19 protein-coding genes are annotated in these 19,232 nt (G+C 44.8%); 16 read left to right on the top strand and 3 right to left on the bottom strand.

The genetic code is table 11. The features are described 5' to 3' along the window. The first annotated feature begins 25 nt into the window (after positions 1–25). Positions 26–457, top strand: coding sequence for a GtrA family protein (locus DW640_RS04230; protein ID WP_048698591.1), 432 nt, complete (start codon positions 26–28; stop codon positions 455–457). A gap of 12 nt (positions 458–469) precedes the next feature. On the opposite strand, the gene DW640_RS04225 is transcribed toward DW640_RS04230, so the two are convergent. After that, a complete protein-coding gene (locus DW640_RS04225; protein ID WP_055301000.1) occupies positions 470–1,105 on the bottom strand; it encodes a viroplasmin family protein in 636 nt (211 codons plus the stop codon). Positions 1,106–1,243: 138 nt separating this feature from the next. On the opposite strand from DW640_RS04225, the gene DW640_RS04220 reads away from it, so the two are divergent. The 6 genes from DW640_RS04220 (at position 1,244) to DW640_RS04195 (ending at position 6,313) form a co-directional block, all read left to right on the top strand. Beyond that, entirely contained in the window at positions 1,244–1,846 is a 603-nt protein-coding gene (locus tag DW640_RS04220; protein ID WP_008767596.1) for a nitroreductase family protein, read from the top strand. 60 nt (positions 1,847–1,906) lie between these two features. Then, positions 1,907–2,434 carry a shikimate kinase gene (locus tag DW640_RS04215; RefSeq protein WP_022471656.1) on the top strand — a complete coding sequence of 176 codons (528 nt, stop codon included), beginning with the start codon at positions 1,907–1,909 and terminating at the stop codon, positions 2,432–2,434. A gap of 117 nt (positions 2,435–2,551) precedes the next feature. After that, the gene (gene speA, locus DW640_RS04210) at positions 2,552–4,444 is read left to right on the top strand and encodes a biosynthetic arginine decarboxylase (RefSeq protein ID WP_008767598.1); all 1,893 of its coding nucleotides are present in this window, start codon (positions 2,552–2,554) and stop codon (positions 4,442–4,444) included. A 59-nt stretch (positions 4,445–4,503) separates the two neighbouring features. Further along, a complete protein-coding gene (gene argB / locus DW640_RS04205; RefSeq protein ID WP_117577436.1) occupies positions 4,504–5,277 on the top strand; it encodes an acetylglutamate kinase in 774 nt (257 codons plus the stop codon). A gap of 60 nt (positions 5,278–5,337) precedes the next feature. Continuing rightward, positions 5,338–5,847 (top strand): RNA polymerase sigma factor, encoded by a 510-nt coding sequence (locus DW640_RS04200; RefSeq protein WP_008763658.1) that lies wholly within the window; start codon positions 5,338–5,340, stop codon positions 5,845–5,847. Next, positions 5,837–6,313 carry a hypothetical protein gene (locus DW640_RS04195; RefSeq protein ID WP_054958860.1) on the top strand — a complete coding sequence of 159 codons (477 nt, stop codon included), beginning with the start codon at positions 5,837–5,839 and terminating at the stop codon, positions 6,311–6,313. The genes DW640_RS04200 and DW640_RS04195 overlap by 11 nt, the downstream gene beginning before the upstream one ends. A 175-nt stretch (positions 6,314–6,488) precedes the next feature. On the opposite strand, the gene DW640_RS04190 is transcribed toward DW640_RS04195, so the two are convergent. Continuing rightward, on the bottom strand, positions 6,489–7,274 hold the full coding sequence (locus DW640_RS04190) for a head GIN domain-containing protein (protein WP_016269328.1): 786 nt from the start codon (positions 7,272–7,274) through the stop codon (positions 6,489–6,491). 135 nt (positions 7,275–7,409) lie between these two features. Here DW640_RS04190 and DW640_RS04185 point away from each other — a divergent pair, with 135 nt between their 5' ends. Next, entirely contained in the window at positions 7,410–8,108 is a 699-nt protein-coding gene (locus DW640_RS04185) for a SprT family zinc-dependent metalloprotease (protein WP_008767602.1), read from the top strand. Positions 8,109–8,147: 39 nt separating this feature from the next. On the opposite strand, the gene DW640_RS04180 is transcribed toward DW640_RS04185, so the two are convergent. Continuing rightward, positions 8,148–8,543, bottom strand: coding sequence for a hypothetical protein (locus tag DW640_RS04180; protein WP_008763662.1), 396 nt, complete (start codon positions 8,541–8,543; stop codon positions 8,148–8,150). A gap of 156 nt (positions 8,544–8,699) precedes the next feature. On the opposite strand from DW640_RS04180, the gene DW640_RS04175 reads away from it, so the two are divergent. From DW640_RS04175 to sufD, 8 genes are all read left to right on the top strand, one after another. Further along, complete coding sequence (locus DW640_RS04175) at positions 8,700–9,941, top strand: toll/interleukin-1 receptor domain-containing protein (RefSeq protein ID WP_117577434.1); 1,242 nt, start codon at positions 8,700–8,702, stop codon at positions 9,939–9,941. Positions 9,942–10,095: 154 nt separating this feature from the next. Next, positions 10,096–10,563, top strand: coding sequence for a ribosome assembly cofactor RimP (gene rimP, locus DW640_RS04170; protein ID WP_008763664.1), 468 nt, complete (start codon positions 10,096–10,098; stop codon positions 10,561–10,563). Between the two features lie 2 nt (positions 10,564–10,565). Further along, positions 10,566–11,885, top strand: a complete 1,320-nt coding sequence (nusA, locus tag DW640_RS04165) for a transcription termination factor NusA (protein ID WP_008763665.1) — start codon at positions 10,566–10,568, stop codon at positions 11,883–11,885. A 52-nt stretch (positions 11,886–11,937) separates the two neighbouring features. Further along, positions 11,938–15,066 carry a translation initiation factor IF-2 gene (gene infB / locus DW640_RS04160; protein ID WP_016269329.1) on the top strand — a complete coding sequence of 1,043 codons (3,129 nt, stop codon included), beginning with the start codon at positions 11,938–11,940 and terminating at the stop codon, positions 15,064–15,066. A 79-nt stretch (positions 15,067–15,145) separates the two neighbouring features. After that, a complete protein-coding gene (locus tag DW640_RS04155; protein WP_008767606.1) occupies positions 15,146–15,676 on the top strand; it encodes a CvpA family protein in 531 nt (176 codons plus the stop codon). Next, complete coding sequence (gene sufB / locus DW640_RS04150) at positions 15,654–17,108, top strand: Fe-S cluster assembly protein SufB (protein WP_008767607.1); 1,455 nt, start codon at positions 15,654–15,656, stop codon at positions 17,106–17,108. Before DW640_RS04155 ends, sufB begins: the two co-directional genes overlap by 23 nt. Before the next feature lie 15 nt (positions 17,109–17,123). Further along, the gene (gene sufC, locus DW640_RS04145) at positions 17,124–17,876 is read left to right on the top strand and encodes a Fe-S cluster assembly ATPase SufC (protein ID WP_008763669.1); all 753 of its coding nucleotides are present in this window, start codon (positions 17,124–17,126) and stop codon (positions 17,874–17,876) included. A 2-nt stretch (positions 17,877–17,878) separates the two neighbouring features. After that, positions 17,879–19,222, top strand: a complete 1,344-nt coding sequence (sufD, locus tag DW640_RS04140) for a Fe-S cluster assembly protein SufD (protein ID WP_048698608.1) — start codon at positions 17,879–17,881, stop codon at positions 19,220–19,222. Positions 19,223–19,232 lie beyond the last annotated feature (10 nt).

Raw genomic sequence — 19,232 nt, 5'->3', positions numbered from 1 at the left:
ACTATAAAACTAAAACTACTTACTAATGGAAATTGTAAAATCAGTATTTCAATCGAAGAGTAAACGCTACCAGTTTATTCGTTATTGCACGGTGGGAACGTTGGCCGCCGGAATACATTATGGGGTTTATTATCTGTTGCAGGAATACGAAATGACCAACTTGAATATTGCCTACACGATAGGCTATGTGACGAGTTTTATCTGTAATTTCTTTCTGACTTCTTATTTCACGTTCCGTAGCAACCCTTCTTTGAAAAGGGCTTTGGGATTTGGAGGCAGCCATTTGGTGAACTATCTGATACATATGGGATTGTTCAATTTGTTCCTGTATCTGAATGTAGATCAGGAGATAGCTCCCTTGTGTGTGCTCGCTGTGGCTGTTCCCACTAATTTTCTGATGCTCCGCTTTGTGTTTAAACATAAGAAGGAACAGGCTGCTGATCAAGTCGCAGAATAGACTTTCCGGCTATTATTTTCTGCCGAAATCTGCCGGAATCTCTCCCCACGCCTTGGTTTCCCATTTAAGAATACGGGTAGTGTAAGTGTTCTCTCTGAGCCACTTCTCTGCCCGTTCTATTACTTTAAACAGTTCTTTAGTTTCCTCATTTCGGGGAAGTTTGGTTTTGCATTTTTTCTGTCGCACCCAGCTGATGGCATTCACGCTGTCGCTATAAATGGGCATATCAAATCCTTTCTGTTTCAGCAACGCCAGTCCGTGCACGATGGCCAGAAACTCTCCGATATTGTTTGTACCTTTCATCGGGCCGAAATGAAAAATTTCCTGGCGGCTTGCCACGTGTACTCCCCGATACTCCATCGGACCGGGATTGCCACTGCACGCAGCATCGACTGCCAGACTATTGTCAATGACGGAAGCAGGCAGTGTATCGGAACCGGTTCGGGCAGCTTCCGTTTTTTTCTTCGCATTCTTGCCGATGTAAGCGTAAGGTGACGAGGCCAGTGCACGTTCCGCCTCTTCGCGGGTGTCAAACGATTTGTACTTTGCACCTTCATAACCCTTGATCTGGAGCTGGCAATCCGTCCAGGAAGCATATACTCCCGGCGTCACTCCTTCCCATACTACGTAGAACTTTTCTTTAGCCATTTTCTGATAATGAATGATTATGTCAACAGCATTGACGGTGCGAAGGTACAAATATATTCCGGAATCGAACAAGTTGGCAGAGAAGCTTGTTCTAATTTATAAGGAGTTTAAGAAAATAAAATTAAGAAAGGAGCCATTATGGAAAGAACTTTTAGTGAAGCTTTGAAGAATCGTCGGACTTATTATTCGATTACCGACCAGTCACCTATTCCGGATCAGGAGATAGAATGCATTATCAATCTGGCTGTGAGACACGTGCCGTCGGCATTCAATTCTCAATCTACCCGTGTGGTGCTTCTTCTTGGCAAGTCTCATAAAAAGTTATGGAACATTGTAAAAGATGCGTTGAGGAAGATTGTGCCGGGAGAAGCGTTTGCGAAAACCGAAGAAAAGATTGACAATTCCTTTGCCTGTGGATATGGTACGGTGTTGTTCTTTGAAGATCAGAAGGTGGTGAAGGGGCTTCAGGAAGCTTTCCCGTCTTATCAGGAGAATTTCCCCGGATGGTCATTACAAACCTCGGCGATGCATCAGCTGGCTGTTTGGGTCATGCTTGAAGATGTGGGCTTCGGTGCTTCCTTGCAACATTATAATCCGTTGATTGATGATGAGGTGCGTCGGGCATGGAATTTGCCTGCACATTGGCATCTGATTGCGGAAATGCCGTTTGGAGTGCCCGTCAATAAGCCGGGAGAAAAAGAGTTCCAGCCACTGGAAGAACGGATAAAAGTTTTTAAATAATAGAGAATCATTCTTCATTATTCATTAAATGATTAATTTTGTGAGCAAAATTAATCATTTATGGTTCGTATCTTCCTTACCGGCTATATGGGTGCCGGAAAAACTACTTTGGGCAAGGCTTTTGCCCGCAAACTGAATGTCCCGTTCATTGATCTGGACTGGTATATCGAAGAACGTTTTCATAAAACTGTCGGAGAACTATTCACGGAACGGGGGGAAGCCGGATTTCGTGAGTTGGAAAGAAATATGCTTCATGAGGTAGCTGAGTTTGAGAACGTCGTTATCTCTACAGGCGGGGGAGCACCCTGCTTTTATGACAATATGGAGTTTATGAACCGGACGGGGAAAACCGTTTTCTTGAATGTACATCCCGATGTGCTGTTCAGACGCTTGCGTATTGCCAAGCAGCAACGTCCCATTCTTCAGGGAAAGGAAGATGATGAATTAATGGATTTCATCATTCAGGCGCTTGAAAAGCGTGCACCTTTTTATACGCAGGCGCAATATATCTTTAATGCGGACGAACTGGAAGACCGCTGGCAGATTGAATCGTCTGTGCAACGCCTGCAGGAACTGCTGGAAATATAAATTAAGACCGGTTATATAGACCAATTGAAAGAAATAATATCCAATTAATTGGCAGCCTGTAGATAAATCTGTATTTTTGCCATCCAATTATTTACTAAAAACACTGAATAACAGAAAATGAGAAAGTGGCGTATTGAAGATTCTGAAGAACTCTACAACATTACGGGTTGGGGTACTTCGTACTTTAGTATTAATGACGCAGGTCATGTTGTTGTTACACCGCGGAGAGATGGAGTGACCGTCGACCTGAAGGAACTGGTTGACGAGTTACAATTGCGGGATGTGGCATCTCCCATGCTGTTGCGTTTCCCGGATATTCTGGACAACCGTATTGAAAAGATGTCTTCCTGTTTTAAGCAGGCTGCCGAAGAGTACGGGTATAAAGCCGAGAATTTTATCATCTATCCCATTAAGGTCAACCAGATGCGTCCTGTGGTAGAAGAGATTATCAGCCACGGAAAGAAATTCAATCTCGGACTGGAAGCCGGTTCCAAACCGGAACTTCATGCGGTGATTGCCGTCAATACGGATTCTGACTCATTGATTGTTTGTAACGGCTATAAAGACGAAAGTTATATCGAACTGGCACTCCTTGCCCAAAAGATGGGCAAACGTATCTTCCTCGTAGTAGAGAAGATGAACGAACTGAAACTGATAGCCAAAATGGCGAAGCAGTTGAATGTACAGCCCAATATCGGTATTCGTATTAAACTGGCTTCTTCCGGCAGTGGAAAATGGGAAGAATCGGGCGGTGATGCCAGCAAGTTCGGTCTGACTTCCAGCGAACTGCTCGAAGCGCTTGACTTTATGGAAAGCAAGGGCTTGAAAGATTGCCTGAAACTGATTCATTTCCATATTGGCAGCCAGGTGACGAAGATTCGTCGCATTAAGACGGCTTTGCGCGAAGCTTCTCAATTTTACGTGCAGCTTCACTCTATGGGATTCAATGTGGAGTTTGTGGACATCGGCGGCGGACTGGGCGTTGATTATGACGGAACCCGTTCTTCCAATAGTGAAGGTAGTGTAAACTATTCCATTCAGGAATATGTGAATGACTCCATTTCTACATTGGTAGATGTCAGCGATAAAAACGGCATCCCGCATCCGAACATCATTACCGAGAGCGGACGGGCATTGACGGCTCATCACTCTGTCTTGATCTTCGAGGTGCTCGAAACAGCTACTCTTCCGGAATGGGATGATGAAGAGGAAATCGCTCCGGATGCACATGAGCTTGTGCAGGAACTGTACAGTATTTGGGATTCGTTGAACCAGAATAAGATGCTGGAAGCATGGCATGATGCACAACAGATTCGGGAAGAAGCGCTCGACTTGTTCAGTCATGGTATTGTGGATTTGAAGACCCGTGCTCAGATCGAACGTTTGTATTGGTCCATTACACGGGAAATTAATCAGATCGCCGGAGGCTTGAAACATGCGCCGGATGAATTCCGGGGATTGTCCAAGTTGCTGGCGGATAAATATTTTTGTAATTTCTCATTGTTCCAGTCCTTGCCCGACTCTTGGGCGATTGATCAGATATTTCCGATTATGCCTATTCAGCGGTTGGATGAGAAGCCGGAGCGTTCGGCTACCCTGCAGGATATCACCTGTGATTCGGACGGAAAGATTGCAAATTTCATTTCTACCCGGAATGTAGCTCATTATCTGCCTGTGCATAGTCTGAAGAAAACAGAACCTTACTATCTGGCTGTTTTCCTGGTCGGAGCTTATCAGGAGATTTTGGGAGATATGCATAATCTGTTTGGAGATACGAATGCTGTTCACGTTTCTGTGAATGAAAAGGGATATAATATCGAACAGATTATTGATGGTGAGACAGTAGCGGAAGTGTTGGATTACGTACAATATAATCCTAAAAAACTGGTACGTACCCTTGAAACATGGGTGACCAAGTCTGTAAAAGAAGGAAAGATATCGTTGGAAGAGGGTAAAGAGTTTCTGTCCAACTATCGTTCGGGACTTTACGGCTATACTTACTTAGAATAACCGGCAAGGTGCCGGAGCCGAGTTCTCCATTCGGCAAACTTATTAGAATTGAATAAAAAATGAGGGAAAAACTAACTGTAATTAAGGTGGGTGGAAAAATCGTAGAAGAGGAAGCCACCCTTCTTCAGTTGTTGAATGACTTTGCCGCCATCAGCGGACATAAAGTGCTGGTTCACGGCGGCGGTCGCTCGGCAACAAAGATTGCCGCACAACTAGGTATTGAAAGCAAAATGGTAAATGGTCGTCGTATTACCGATGCGGAAACGTTGAAAGTGGTAACGATGGTGTATGGTGGTCTGGTAAACAAGAATATTGTTGCCGGGTTGCAGGCCCGTGGAGTGAACGCTCTTGGACTGACCGGGGCGGATATGAATGTGATCCGATCGGTAAAGCGTCCGGTGAAAGAGGTTGATTATGGTTTCGTGGGCGATGTGGAGAAGGTAGATGCTTCTTTGCTGGCTGATCTGATTCATAAAGGAGTGGTGCCCGTGATGGCACCGTTGACACACGATGGTCAAGGTAATATGCTGAATACAAATGCGGATACCATTGCCGGAGAGACGGCAAAGGCTTTGTCGGTGCTGTTTGACGTGACGCTGGTGTACTGCTTCGAAAAGAAAGGTGTGCTGCGTGACGAGAATGATGACGATAGTGTGATCCCTGAGATTACCCGTGCCGAATTCGAACAATACGTTGCTGACGGCGTTATTCAAGGTGGCATGATTCCTAAGTTGGAAAATTCTTTTGAAGCAATTAATGCAGGAGTTACAGAAGTTGTAATTACCTTAGCATCAGCGATTAAAGGCAGCGAAGGAACGCGGATAAAAAAATAATTCAAAAAAAGTAATGGGCGTCTGTAACTTTTCGTATCCCAGCCCGTCATTATTATAGAGATGCAAGAGATCAGCTTCCGAAACGATATTTTGCCGTTGAAGGATAAACTCTTTCGACTGGCGCTCAGAATAACCCTGGATAGGGCAGAAGCCGAGGATGTCGTTCAGGACACCATGATAAGAGTGTGGAACAAGCGTGATGAGTGGTCGCAATTTGAATCGGTTGAAGCCTATTGTCTGATAGTGGCAAAGAATCTGGCTATAGACCGGAGCCAGAAGAAAGAAGCTCAGAATGTGGAAATCACCCCCGAAATGGAGGAAGAACCTGATGCAAACAGTCCGTATGACCAGTTGGTTCATGATGAGAAAATGAACATTATCAATAGACTGGTGAACGAACTTCCCGAAAAACAGCGGCTTATCATGCAACTGAGGGACATTGAAGGTGAAAGCTATAAGAAAATTGCAACCCTTCTGAATCTGACAGAGGAACAAGTGAAAGTGAACCTTTTCAGAGCCAGACAAAAGGTAAAACAAAGGTATTTAGAAATTGACGAATATGGATTATAAGGATATAGAACAGCTCCTGGAGCGATATTGGCAATGCGAAACTTCCGTGGAGGAGGAATCTGTGTTGCGCGACTTCTTCACAAAGGAGGAAGTACCCGCTCATTTGCTCCGCTATAAAAACTTGTTTGTTTATCAGCAGGTTCAGCAGGAGGTAGGACTGGGCGAAGACTTTGACGCACGTATTCTGGCACAGGTGGAAACTCCGGTAGTGAAGGCAAAGCGTCTGACACTGACAGGAAGATTCATCCCCCTGTTCAAGGCCGCTGCTGTGATTGCAATCATCCTTTCATTAGGAAATGTAGCGCAACATTCTTTTTCCGGAGATGATGGAAGAGTATTGGCAACGGATACCATTGGTAAACAGGTGACCGCACCGTCGGTAGCTCTGTCAAATGAGCTGAAAGCAGATCAGGCATTGGCTGACAGCCTTGCGAAGATCAACAAGGTGCAGGTTATGAAAGAATAGACATTTTCATTTGCTTTAAACATATAATATAGTTAGTGTGCTTTAATTAAAACAACATCGAAAGCGAAACTGTGAAGTTTTCAATTCTCTCAAATTTTTTATAATGAAACTAACTAAATAAATGGGCTACCGCGAGATGCAGTAGCCCTTTTATGTTTTTGGGATGTTTATGGATTTAGTCTAGTTTGCGGAGCTTCTTGTGAGGGAAATCAATAGCCTGAGGATTTCCTTTGTAAGCGACGTTGCCGCTTCCGCTGACGTGCCCGCCTAGTTTGCCGTTGACGAAGCAGCTGATGTTACCCGAACCTGAGATGCCTGCATATACGTCCGTAGCTTCCAGAGCGACAGCTTTGATGTTGCCGGATCCTGATATGTTGTACTTTGCTGCGTCTGTCATGCCGTCAAGGGTGATGTTGCCCGATCCGGAAATGCTTGCAGAGCAGGTTTTGCTGTCGATTTGTTTGAGTCTGACATCACCCGAACCATGAATTGAGATGGCCAGATGTCCGGTATCGAATGTGCTTCCTCCTAAATTGCCCGAACCGTTAATCGTTACTTTAAGATCTCCCTCGGTGTGAATGCCGTTCGCAAAGAGAATGCCACCCGATCCGTTGAGTGTCAGTCCGTTCAGGTCCGGTGAGAAAACTTTGATCTCTAGTTTGCCCTTGTCGATGATATTGACATTCTTTTTAAATTTTATATTCAATGTTTTTCCGTTTACTTTTGTTTCCAGGAGTTCTACGATATTGTCCGAACCGTAAATCTCGATGCGGGAGGAGGAGTCTTGCTGGTAGATGATGTTGGCACTTCCGGACATGCTGATGTCATTGAAATGTTCCAGATTCTCTTTTTTGGTGATGTAGTTTTTACTGCCTTTCACAATAGGGCCATTAAAACAGGAGGTGGCGGAGAATATCAGAATTATTCCGAGCAGCCATGCAGTCAATGTGTTTCTTTTCATAATTGATAGTTGATTTTAATATGAGTTTATATGGATTAGACGTTGCGAGTTACTATAAAGTTGCATTGAATATCACTTTTTTCGCCACCGGCTTCTTTTTTTATTATTTTTGCAGCATCGGTTAAGGAGGAGAAAATGGATACAGTGATAGAAGATGATGAATTGGGAAGTTTGATAGTACGTGTCAATCCACGTGCCCGCAGTTTGGTGTTTCGTACCAAAAGCGATGCGGTCTACGTTTCGGTACCTCCCGGCACCACGACGAAAGAGGTGAAGCGTGCTATTGAGAATCTTCGTAGTAAGTTGCTGCTTTCCCGTCAGAAGGTTGCCCGTCCGTTGATTGACTTGGACTATAAGATTGATGCCGAGCATTTCAAACTATCTCTCATCTTAGGTGAAAAGGAGCAGTTTCTGGCTAATTCGCGATTGGGTGTCATGCAGATCGTTTGTCCGCCTCAAGCGGATTTTACTGATGAAAATTTACAGAACTGGTTGCGTAAAGTGATTGAAGAATCTTTGAGGCGGAATGCGAAAAGTATTCTTCCTCCTCGTTTGGAGCATCTTTCGGCGCAATGTGGATTGTCTTATGCCAGCGTGAAGATAAACTCCAGCCAGGGACGCTGGGGGAGTTGCTCGGCGAGAAAAAATATAAATCTGTCCTATTATCTTGTCCTGTTGCCTTCCCACCTGATCGACTATGTGCTTCTGCACGAGTTGTGCCATACTCGTGAGATGAATCACGGTGAGCGTTTCTGGGACTTGCTGAACCGGTTCACAGATGGCAAGGCCCTTGCTTTGCGTAAAGAATTGAAGAAGTATCGCACAGAGATATAAGATGCTTGGGATAAGGAACTCCTGATATTAAGCAGACTCTTATTTAGCAAGCTGTTTGATTCCGTCCGTTTCTTTTTCAAACTGATAAGTTCCTCCCTTCTCGCTGAGATCGAAAACGGATGCTATTTCCGTTTTATTGTCTACAATCATCAGTGCGCTTTGTTCTGCAAACCGACCGACCTCTACCGTAAAGGCTTCTTCCTGCATGACTTGATTGGCGATAAGGCTGTCATTGACGAATAGCGAAATGGAATCTCCGGCAAATCCTTTTACCAGGCTGATCGTATAAGTTTCAATATAATGTCGTTCTGCCTGGTTTTCCCGTTGCAGGCGTAAGCTCATATAAATGAAAATAACTACGACAAAAATGACGGCAAAAGCCAGAATGCCATTGCCGACCATAAACTGTTTGTTGGTGTTGAGATGATGTGCCATAGCCGTTGTATTTTTAATTATTGCGGTGTAAAGATACAATTATTTTTTGTATTACTAAGAATTTCATTATCTTAGCAACCAACATCCGTCTGAATTCAGGATTGTATCGGTGTCGTGGAGTGTGTAAACCTAAGTTGAATATATACAATAAAGATTATGGATCATGAAGTGTTTATTAGCTATTCAAGTGCCAATATACAGACGGCACAGGCAATATGTCATGCATTAGAAAGTAACAGGATCAAGTGTTGGATGGCTCCGCGTGACATAAGACCCGGAGCGGAGTATGGTGATATTATTGAAGAAGCTATTGTGACCTGTAAAGTGTTCCTGATTGTCTTTTCTGAAACGTCTCAAATATCCCGCTGGGTGCGTAGTGAACTGAATATTGGCTTTAGCAGCAATAAGCCTATTATACCTTTCCGCATAGATCCTACTGATCTGAAAGGGTCTATGAAACTGATGCTGAATGATAAACACTGGCTGAATGCTTATCCTAATCCGGAAGAGAAGTTTAGTGAGCTGGCTGCGGTCATACTTGATTTGTTGCAACATCCGGCTGTGGATACAATTTCACCTCCCGGCTTTCAACCGGCTTCGAATGTCGCTTCTGCAGACGGTAGTAATGCCGGTGCGCAGGGGTTATTCGGAAAACTGCTCAATCAGCTGTTCGTTAAGCGGAGAGTGAAAGTAACTTCTGATCATGCTGCCGAAATATTCCTGAATGGTGAGAGAAAAGGAAAACTGGATGCTTATGAAACTGGTAACTATTCTGTCAGTGAGGATTTCTATCAGCTGGAAGTTTATAGCTGTGAGTACGGGAAAAAAGTGAAATGTGAATATAGCGGATCTTTTTCCAATTCTTCGACAGTTATTATTTCTGTGGATATGGCTACGGCTGAAAAGCAATATCTGATGAAAGCTAAAAATATAACTTCCGGGCGGATCAATGATTTGGGAATTATCTTCCTGGATGAAGGAAAATTTGAAGATGCCCAGGAGTGTTTCCTGAAAGCTGCAAGTATGGGAGAAGCTGCCGCTGCTTATAATTTAGGAATGATGTACCATTTTGGCAAAGGGGTGGAAATAGATTACGATGTCGCGCGTGAATATTATGAAGAGGCGGTAAAGAGTGACTATCCGTTGGCGCTGAATAATTTGGGCTCAATTTATTATAACGGACATGGAGTGAGAAAAGACATTGCGAAATCGTTCCCATATTTTTGTCGTGCGGCAGAGAGAGGGGTGGAATCCGCTCAGTTTACGGTTGCTACCATGCTGTTTTACGGTCAGGGAGTGGCAGTAGATAAAGCCAAGGCTAAAAAGTGGTTCCAAAAAGCCGCAGCTCAAGGCTGTAAGGATTCTCAAAACTATCTGAATTCCTGGGTTGATGATTAGATATTGGTGTTTGTGCCTGATATACGACTGTTAATTCATACTTTTTTTCTTTAATGTTTTGTAGTCGAATAGATTATTTATATCTTTGCAACCGAAATGGATGAAAGGTGGAGGGGCGATTAAGCTCCTTTTTTTGTTCTTATATAGTTAATAAATGATAGAAAAGAAAACTGTTTGTCAGATTGTTGAAGAGTGGCTGGAAGGAAAAGACTACTTTCTGGTAGAGGTGACCGTGAGCCCGGATGACAAGATCGTGGTCGAAATAGACCACGCAGAAGGAGTTTGGATTGAAGACTGCGTAGAGCTTAGCCGCTTTATCGAGTCGAAACTGAACCGTGAAGAGGAAGATTATGAATTGGAAGTGGGCTCTGCCGGTATCGGACAACCCTTTAAAGTGCTGCAACAGTATTACATCCACATCGGACAAGAGGTGGAAGTAGTGACCAGAGACGGACGTAAACTGGCAGGTATCCTGAAAGATGCCGATGAAGAGAAGTTTACGGTAGGCGTAGAGAAGAAGGTAAAACTCGAAGGTTCCAAGCGTCCGAAGCTGATCGAAGAGGACGAAACCTTCACTTATGAGCAAATAAAATATACTAAATACTTAATTAGCTTTAAATAGTTATGGCCAAAAAAGAAGAAACAATCAGCTTGATTGATACATTTTCGGAATTTAAGGAACTGAAGAATATCGATAGAACGACGATGGTTAGCGTACTTGAAGAGTCGTTCCGTAGCGTAATCGCGAAAATGTTTGGCACCGATGAGAATTACGACGTGATCGTGAACCCGGACAAGGGTGACTTCGAGATATGGCGTAACCGTGAAGTTGTGGCCGATGAAGATTTGACAAACCCCAATATGCAGATTTCGCTGACAGAAGCACAGAAAATCGATGCTTCATACGAAGAAGGCGAAGAAGTGACTGATGAGGTGATCTTTGCCAAGTTCGGACGTCGTGCTATCCTGAATCTTCGCCAGACACTGGCTTCAAAGATTCTGGAACTTGAAAAAGACAGTATTTATAATAAATATATTGATAAAGTAGGTACAATCATCAACGCGGAAGTATACCAGATCTGGAAAAAGGAAATGTTGCTTCTGGACGATGAAGGAAACGAACTGCTGTTGCCTAAGACTGAACAGATCCCGAGCGACTTTTATCGCAAAGGTGAAACAGCCCGTGCAGTGGTTGCCCGCGTAGACAACAAGAACAATAATCCGAAGATTATTTTGTCACGTACTTCTCCCGTTTTCCTGCAACGTCTGTTTGAAATGGAAGTACCTGAAATCAATGATGGTTTGATTACCATTAAAAAGATTGCCCGTATCCCTGGCGAACGTGCCAAGATCGCAGTGGAATCTTATGATGACAGAATCGATCCCGTAGGCGCCTGCGTAGGTGTAAAAGGAAGCCGTATTCATGGGATTGTTCGTGAATTACGCAATGAAAATATCGACGTGATTAATTATACATCGAACATTTCATTGTTTATCCAGCGTGCTTTGAGCCCGGCTAAGATTTCTTCTATCCGTCTGAATGAGGAAGAGAAAAAGGCTGAGGTATTCCTTAAACCGGAAGAGGTATCGCTTGCTATTGGTAAAGGCGGTTTGAATATCAAGCTGGCCAGTATGTTGACTGAGTACACTATCGACGTGTTCCGTGAATTGGATGAGAATGTGGCTGACGAGGATATCTATCTCGACGAGTTCAGAGATGAAATCGACGGATGGGTGATTGATGCAATCAAGGCTATCGGTATCGATACAGCGAAGGCTGTGTTGAATGCGCCTCGCGAGATGTTGATTGAAAAGACGGACCTGGAAGAAGAGACAGTGGACGAGGTAATACGTATTTTGAAATCGGAGTTTGAAGAAGAACCGGCAGCAGAGATGGAGCCTGAGACAGAGGCGGAACCTGAAGCTGAACCAACACAAGAGTAATATGCATTACGATTGAATTTTCTTCGCTCCATTTATTCATTAAATTTTAAATATGACGATAAGGTTAAACAAAGTTACAAGAGATTTGAATGTAGGAATCGCGACGGTAGTTGAGTTCCTGCAAAAGAAAGGGTATACCGTTGAGGCTAATCCTAATACCAAAATTAGTGAGGAGCAGTACGCTGTGCTCGTTAAAGAGTTTAGTACAGACAAGAACCTTAGACTTGAATCGGAGCGTTTCATCCAGGAACGTCAGAATAAGGAACGTAATAAGGCATCGGTATCTATCGAGGGCTTCGAGAAGCAGCAGGAGAAACCGAAGTCGGAAGATGTGATTAAGACAGTCGTACCGGAGGATGCACGTCCTAAGTTTAAACCTGTCGGAAAAATAGATTTGGATAAATTCAGCGGTCGGAGAACAGATAAAGTAGAAAAAGCGCCGGAAAAGAAAGTAGAACCTGTAGTAGAACAACCTGTGGTAAAGCAACCCGTTGCTGAAAAAACAGTCGTTGAGAAACCAGTGGTTGAACCCGAAGTGAAAAAGGAAGAGCCGAAAGTGGAAAAGGTGGAAGTAATTGCACCGAAACCTGCACCGGCATCTGCTCCGGTAGAACAGCCAGTAGTAGCGCCGAAACCTGCAGTGGAGACAAAACCGGTAGAAGTTGAGAAAGTAGTAGTGGAAGAAGTAAAGAAAGAAGAGCCGAAGGTGGTAGAAACTGCACCTGTGAAGGCAGAAGAACGTAAAGTAGAAAGAACGGCAGAAGTAACTGCAACAGTGACAACTCCGACTGAAGAAAATGCGTCGAAAGAAAATGAGGTGTTTAAAATCCGTCAACCGGAACTGGGAGCGAAGATCAATGTCATCGGTCAGATTGACCTGGCTGCATTGAACCAGTCTACCCGTCCTAAGAAGAAATCGAAGGAAGAAAAACGCCGTGAACGCGAAGAAAAAGAAAAAGTTCGTCAGGATCAGAAGAAACTGATGAAGGAAGCTATCATCAAGGAAATCCGTAAAGAGGACAGTAAACAGGCAAAACCGGGCGTAAAAGATAATAATGCCGATGCTGCCAGAAAGAAACGGAATCGTATCAACAAAGAAAAGGTGGATGTCAACAATGTGGCAACTTCCAACTTTGCTGCTCCGAGACCCAATACTCAGACCGGTAAAGGTGGTGGTAACCATCCCCGTCCTCAGGGTCAAGGCCAGGGACAGGGCAATAATAATAACAAGAAGAATAATAATAAGGATCGCTTCAAGAAGCCGGTTATCAAGCAGGAGGTTAGCGAAGAAGATGTAGCAAAGCAGGTAAAAGAAACTTTGGCACGTCTGACAACCAAGGGTAAGAACAAGACTTCTAAGTACCGCAAGGAAAAACGTGAAATGGCTTCCAACCGTATGCAGGAACTGGAAGATCAGGAAATGGCAGAAAGCAAGGTACTGAAGCTGACTGAGTTCGTAACGGCTAACGAGTTGGCTACAATGATGGACGTATCAGTCAATCAGGTTATTGCAACTTGTATGAGTATCGGTATGATGGTTTCCATCAACCAGCGTCTGGATGCGGAAACAATCAATCTGGTAGCCGAAGAGTTTGGTTTCAAGACCGAATATGTAAGTGCGGAAGTGGCACAGGCTATCGTGGAAGAAGAAGATGCTCCGGAAGATTTGCAGCCACGTGCTCCGATCGTAACGGTGATGGGACACGTTGACCACGGTAAGACATCCTTGCTTGACTACATCCGTAAGGCGAATGTAATTGCCGGTGAAGCCGGAGGTATTACACAGCACATCGGTGCTTACAACGTACAGTTGGAAGACGGACGCCGTATTACGTTCCTGGATACTCCGGGACACGAGGCGTTTACTGCTATGCGTGCCCGTGGTGCGAAAGTAACGGATATTGCGATCATTATTGTGGCAGCCGATGATAACGTGATGCCGCAGACGAAGGAAGCGATCAATCATGCGATGGCAGCAGGTGTACCTATTGTATTTGCAATCAATAAGGTAGATAAGCCGACTGCTAATCCGGACAAGATTAAAGAAGAACTGGCTGCAATGAACTATCTCGTGGAAGAATGGGGTGGTAAATATCAGTCACAAGATATCTCTGCCAAGAAAGGTATGGGTGTGGAAGATTTGATGGAAAAAGTATTGCTGGAAGCTGAAATGCTTGATTTGAAGGCAAATCCGAACCGCAATGCAACAGGATCCATCATTGAATCTTCATTGGATAAGGGACGTGGTTATGTAGCTACCGTGCTGGTATCGAATGGTACTTTGAAAGTAGGAGATATCGTATTGGCAGGAACCAGCTACGGACGTGTGAAAGCCATGTTCAACGAACGTAATCAGCGCGTGAAAGAAGCGGGACCGGCCGAACCGGCATTGATTCTGGGACTGAACGGTGCTCCTGCTGCAGGTGATACGTTCCATGTAGTTGAAAGCGATCAGGAAGCCCGTGAGATCACGAACAAACGTGAACAGCTGGCTCGTGAACAAGGCTTGCGTACACAGAAGATCCTGACCTTGGACGAACTTGGCCGTCGTATTGCTTTGGGTAACTTCCAGGAATTGAACATCATCGTCAAGGGTGACGTGGACGGTTCTGTAGAAGCATTGAGCGACTCGTTGATCAAGTTGTCTACTGAACAGATCCAGGTAAATGTGATTCATAAAGGCGTGGGTGCTATCTCCGAATCGGATGTATCATTGGCTGCTGCTTCGGATGCGATTATCGTCGGATTCCAGGTACGTCCTTCGGGTGCTGCCGCTAAGATGGCGGAACAGGAAGGTGTCGATATCCGTAAGTATTCCGTCATCTACGATGCAATCGAAGAGGTGAAGGCCGCTATGGAAGGTATGTTGGCTCCGGAACTGAAAGAACAGATTACAGCTACGATCGAAATTCGCGAAGTGTTCAATATCACGAAAGTGGGACTTGTGGCCGGTGCGGTAGTGAAGACCGGAAAAGTGAAACGAAGCGACAAGGCTCGTCTGATCCGCGATGGTATCGTTATCTTCACCGGAAACATCAATGCACTGAAACGCTTCAAGGACGACGTGAAGGAAGTAGGTACAAACTTCGAGTGCGGTATCAGTCTGGTGAACTGCAACGACATGAAGGTAGGCGATATGATCGAGACATTCGAAGAAATAGAAGTGAAACAGACGTTATAAATTGTACTGAATCGGGAATATACGGAGGCACAGAGTGGATTTACAACTCCGTGCCTCCTTTTTCTTTTAAAAAGAGATAATGACAACGATTGATATAATCATCCTTATTATAATAGGTGCCGGTGTGGTGGCGGGTTTTATGAAAGGCTTTATCCGTCAGCTGGCTTCTATTCTGGGATTGGTCGTCGGTTTGCTGGCAGCAAAGGCTTTGTATGCAACGTTGGCGGAGAAGCTTTGTCCGGCTGTGACGGACTCGATGACGGTTGCACAGGTATTGGCTTTTATTGTCATCTGGATCGCTGTTCCGCTGATATTCACGTTAGTGGCGTCCTTGCTGACGAAAGCGATGGAAGCTATTTCACTGGGGTGGCTGAACCGTTGGCTGGGAAGTGGATTGGGAGCACTCAAATTTCTGTTGCTAACGAGCCTTGTGATCTGTGTGATAGAGTTTATCGATAGCGATAATAAGTTAATTAGTGCAACAAAAAAGAGCGAATCATTGTTATATTATCCTATGGAAACGTTTGCGGGAATCTTTTTCCCTGCTGCTAAGAATATAACGCAACAATATATATTAGATAATAAAGATGCAACAAGAAGAACCCAATAAATATGTAAAGGAACTGACGCAGGAGAAGTACAAATATGGCTTCACCACGGAAGTACACACCGATGTTATTGAGCGTGGACTCAACGAAGATGTAGTCCGTCTGATTTCATCGAAAAAAGATGAACCCGAATGGCTGCTGGAGTTCCGACTGAAAGCGTATCGCCATTGGCTGACGCTGGAAATGCCGACTTGGGCACATCTCCGTATTCCGGAGATCGATTATCAGGCAATTTCGTACTATGCCGATCCGACGAAGAAGAAAGAAGGACCAAAGAGTATGGATGAAGTAGATCCGGAACTGATAAAGACATTCAATAAACTGGGTATTCCCTTGGAAGAACAGATGGCATTGAGCGGAATGGCTGTGGATGCAGTGATGGACTCGGTATCCGTAAAGACTACTTTCAAAGAGACGTTGATGGAGAAAGGCATTATATTCTGCTCCTTTAGTGAAGCGGTACGGGAACATCCGGACCTTGTGAAGAAGTATATGGGCTCGGTAGTAGGCTATCGGGATAACTTCTTCGCTGCTTTGAACTCGGCCGTGTTCTCTGACGGTTCTTTCGTTTATATACCGAAGGGAGTACGCTGTCCGATGGAGCTTTCTACTTATTTCCGTATCAATGCCCGTAACACGGGACAGTTTGAACGTACGCTGATTGTGGCGGACGATGATTCGTATGTATCTTATCTGGAGGGATGTACCGCACCGATGCGTGATGAAAATCAGTTGCATGCGGCTATCGTGGAGATTGTGGTACATGATCGTGCAGAAGTGAAATACAGTACGGTTCAGAACTGGTATCCGGGTGATGCCGAAGGTAAAGGTGGAGTCTATAACTTTGTGACGAAACGCGGCAACTGCAAAGGGGTGGACAGCAAACTGTCCTGGACACAGGTGGAAACTGGTTCGGCTATTACGTGGAAGTACCCTTCCTGCATATTGACAGGCGATAATTCGACGGCTGAGTTTTATTCTGTAGCCGTGACAAATAATTATCAGCAAGCAGATACCGGAACAAAAATGATTCATCTGGGAAAGAATACCCGCAGCACGATTGTCAGCAAAGGTATCTCTGCCGGACATAGCGAGAACTCTTATCGCGGTCTGGTACGTGTAGCTGAAAAAGCCGATAATGCACGCAATTACAGCCAATGTGACTCTTTGCTGCTGGGTGATAAATGTGGTGCGCATACTTTCCCGTATATGGATATCCATAATGAGACGGCCGTGGTGGAGCATGAGGCGACTACCAGCAAGATCAGCGAAGATCAGATATTCTATTGTAATCAGCGGGGAATCCCGACAGAGGATGCTATCGGGCTGATTGTTAACGGATATGCGAAAGAAGTATTAAATAAACTTCCGATGGAGTTTGCGGTGGAAGCACAGAAATTGCTTACTATTTCGTTGGAAGGAAGCGTGGGATAAAAAATAAATAAGCTTATGTTAGAGATAAAAGACCTGCATGCCAGCATTAATGGCAAAGAGATATTGAAAGGTATTAACCTGACGGTGAAACCGGGCGAAGTACATGCGATAATGGGGCCGAACGGTTCCGGAAAGAGTACGCTTTCTTCTGTTTTGGTGGGAAATCCTGCTTTTGAGGTGACAAAAGGTTCGGTCACTTTCTATGGCAAGAATCTGCTGGAGTTGAGTCCGGAAGACCGTAGTCATGAAGGTATTTTCCTTAGTTTCCAGTATCCGGTAGAAATCCCCGGAGTAAGCATGGTGAACTTCATGCGGGCGGCTGTCAATGAACAACGCAAGTATAAAGGTCTGCCTGCGTTGACTGCCAGCGAATTTCTGAAACTGATGCGTGAGAAGCGTGCCGTAGTCGAACTGGACAATAAACTTGCTAACCGTTCGGTGAATGAAGGTTTCTCCGGTGGTGAGAAGAAGCGTAACGAGATCTTCCAGATGGCAATGCTGGAACCGCGTCTGAGCATTCTTGACGAGACAGATTCCGGTTTGGATATTGATGCCCTTCGTATTGTAGCGGAAGGCGTGAATAAGCTCAAGACTCCCGAAACAAGTACGATCGTCATCACTCACTATCAGCGTCTGCTCGATTATATCAAACCGGATATAGTGCACGTACTCTATAAAGGTCGTATTGTGAAAACCGCCGGACCGGAACTAGCCTTGGAACTGGAAGAAAAGGGATACGATTGGATTAAGAAAGAAGTAGGAGAATAACGATGAATGTAGAACAACAATACATAGATCTCTTCTCTCAGACGGAAGCCATGATCTGCAAGCATAGTGCGGAAGTGCTGAATGCACCCCGTGCGGCTGCTTTTGCCGATTTTGAGCGTCTCGGATTCCCGACCCGTAAGATGGAGAAGTATAAATACACGGATATAAGCAAGTATTTCGAGCCCGATTACGGTCTGAACCTTAACCGCCTTCAGATTCCGGTCAATCCGTACGAAGTGTTTAAGTGTGATGTCCCGAATATGAGCACAGCCTTGTATTTTGTGGTAAACGACGCATTTTATAATAAAGCGCTTCCTAAAACTCATTTGCCGGAAGGAGTCATCTTCGGCAGCCTCAAAGAAGTCGCTGCGGAACATCCCGAACTGGTGAAGAAGTACTACGGCAAGCTGGCTGATACCTCCAAGGATGGCGTAACAGCTTTCAATACGACTTTTGCACAGGATGGAGCCATCTTCTATGTTCCGAAGAACGTAATCGTAGAGAAGCCCATCCAGCTGGTGAATATCCTTCGTGCAGATGTTAACTTCATGGTGAACCGTCGCGTGCTGATCATCCTGGAAGATGGAGCGCAGGCACGCCTGTTGATCTGTGATCATGCGATGGATAATGTGAACTTCCTTGCAACGCAGGTGATCGAAGTATTTGCTGGAGAGAATGCGGTATTCGATATGTATGAGCTTGAAGAAACACATACAAGTACGGTTCGTATCAGTAACCTGTACGTGAAGCAGGAAGCAAACAGCAATGTTTTGCTGAATGGCATGACGCTGCACAACGGAACTACCCGTAATACAACGGAAGTTCTGCTAGCCGGCGAAGGGGCTGAGATTAATCTTTGCGGTATGGCAATCGCTGATAAAAACCAGCATGTGGACAATAACACCTCCATTGATCATGCAGTACCGAATTGTACCAGTAATGAATTATTCAAGTACGTGCTTGATGACCAGTCGACCGGTGCTTTTGCCGGACTGGTATTGGTACGTCCTGATGCCCAGCATACAAATTCTCAACAGACCAACCGCAACCTCTGTGCCACACGCGATGCGCGTATGTACACGCAGCCGCAGCTTGAAATCTATGCGGACGATGTGAAATGCTCTCACGGGGCAACTGTGGGGCAGTTGGACGAGAATGCTTTGTTCTATATGCGTGCACGCGGAATAGCGGAGAAAGAAGCACGCTTGCTTCTGATGTTTGCATTCGTCAATGAAGTCATCGATACGATTCGTCTGGATGCACTGAAAGACCGTCTGCACCTGTTGGTAGAAAAACGCTTCCGTGGCGAACTGAACAAGTGCCAGGGATGTGCAATATGTAAATGATGAATAAGTA

This window comes from Bacteroides sp. AM23-12, from assembly GCF_003434395.1.
GTDB lineage: Bacteria > Bacteroidota > Bacteroidia > Bacteroidales > Bacteroidaceae > Bacteroides > Bacteroides thetaiotaomicron.
Note: the sequence above shows the minus strand (reverse complement) of the source record. Positions and strands in the feature narration are given on the sequence as shown.

Excerpts from the sequence above, each read along its gene's own strand:
- speA (WP_008767598.1), top strand. The coding sequence starts at position 2,552 with ATGAGAAAGTGGCGTATTGAAGATTCTGAAGAACTCTACAACATTACG.
- DW640_RS04185 (WP_008767602.1), top strand. The coding sequence starts at position 7,410 with ATGGATACAGTGATAGAAGATGATGAATTGGGAAGTTTGATAGTACGT.
- DW640_RS04215 (WP_022471656.1), top strand. The coding sequence starts at position 1,907 with ATGGTTCGTATCTTCCTTACCGGCTATATGGGTGCCGGAAAAACTACT.
- sufC (WP_008763669.1), top strand. The coding sequence starts at position 17,124 with ATGTTAGAGATAAAAGACCTGCATGCCAGCATTAATGGCAAAGAGATA.
- DW640_RS04190 (WP_016269328.1), bottom strand. The coding sequence starts at position 7,274 with ATGAAAAGAAACACATTGACTGCATGGCTGCTCGGAATAATTCTGATA.
- rimP (WP_008763664.1), top strand. The coding sequence starts at position 10,096 with ATGATAGAAAAGAAAACTGTTTGTCAGATTGTTGAAGAGTGGCTGGAA.
- nusA (WP_008763665.1), top strand. The coding sequence starts at position 10,566 with ATGGCCAAAAAAGAAGAAACAATCAGCTTGATTGATACATTTTCGGAA.
- sufD (WP_048698608.1), top strand. The coding sequence starts at position 17,879 with ATGAATGTAGAACAACAATACATAGATCTCTTCTCTCAGACGGAAGCC.
- DW640_RS04225 (WP_055301000.1), bottom strand. The coding sequence starts at position 1,105 with ATGGCTAAAGAAAAGTTCTACGTAGTATGGGAAGGAGTGACGCCGGGA.
- DW640_RS04195 (WP_054958860.1), top strand. The coding sequence starts at position 5,837 with ATGGATTATAAGGATATAGAACAGCTCCTGGAGCGATATTGGCAATGC.
- DW640_RS04175 (WP_117577434.1), top strand. The coding sequence starts at position 8,700 with ATGGATCATGAAGTGTTTATTAGCTATTCAAGTGCCAATATACAGACG.
- DW640_RS04180 (WP_008763662.1), bottom strand. The coding sequence starts at position 8,543 with ATGGCACATCATCTCAACACCAACAAACAGTTTATGGTCGGCAATGGC.
- sufB (WP_008767607.1), top strand. The coding sequence starts at position 15,654 with ATGCAACAAGAAGAACCCAATAAATATGTAAAGGAACTGACGCAGGAG.
- argB (WP_117577436.1), top strand. The coding sequence starts at position 4,504 with ATGAGGGAAAAACTAACTGTAATTAAGGTGGGTGGAAAAATCGTAGAA.
- DW640_RS04220 (WP_008767596.1), top strand. The coding sequence starts at position 1,244 with ATGGAAAGAACTTTTAGTGAAGCTTTGAAGAATCGTCGGACTTATTAT.
- DW640_RS04230 (WP_048698591.1), top strand. The coding sequence starts at position 26 with ATGGAAATTGTAAAATCAGTATTTCAATCGAAGAGTAAACGCTACCAG.
- DW640_RS04200 (WP_008763658.1), top strand. The coding sequence starts at position 5,338 with ATGCAAGAGATCAGCTTCCGAAACGATATTTTGCCGTTGAAGGATAAA.
- infB (WP_016269329.1), top strand. The coding sequence starts at position 11,938 with ATGACGATAAGGTTAAACAAAGTTACAAGAGATTTGAATGTAGGAATC.
- DW640_RS04155 (WP_008767606.1), top strand. The coding sequence starts at position 15,146 with ATGACAACGATTGATATAATCATCCTTATTATAATAGGTGCCGGTGTG.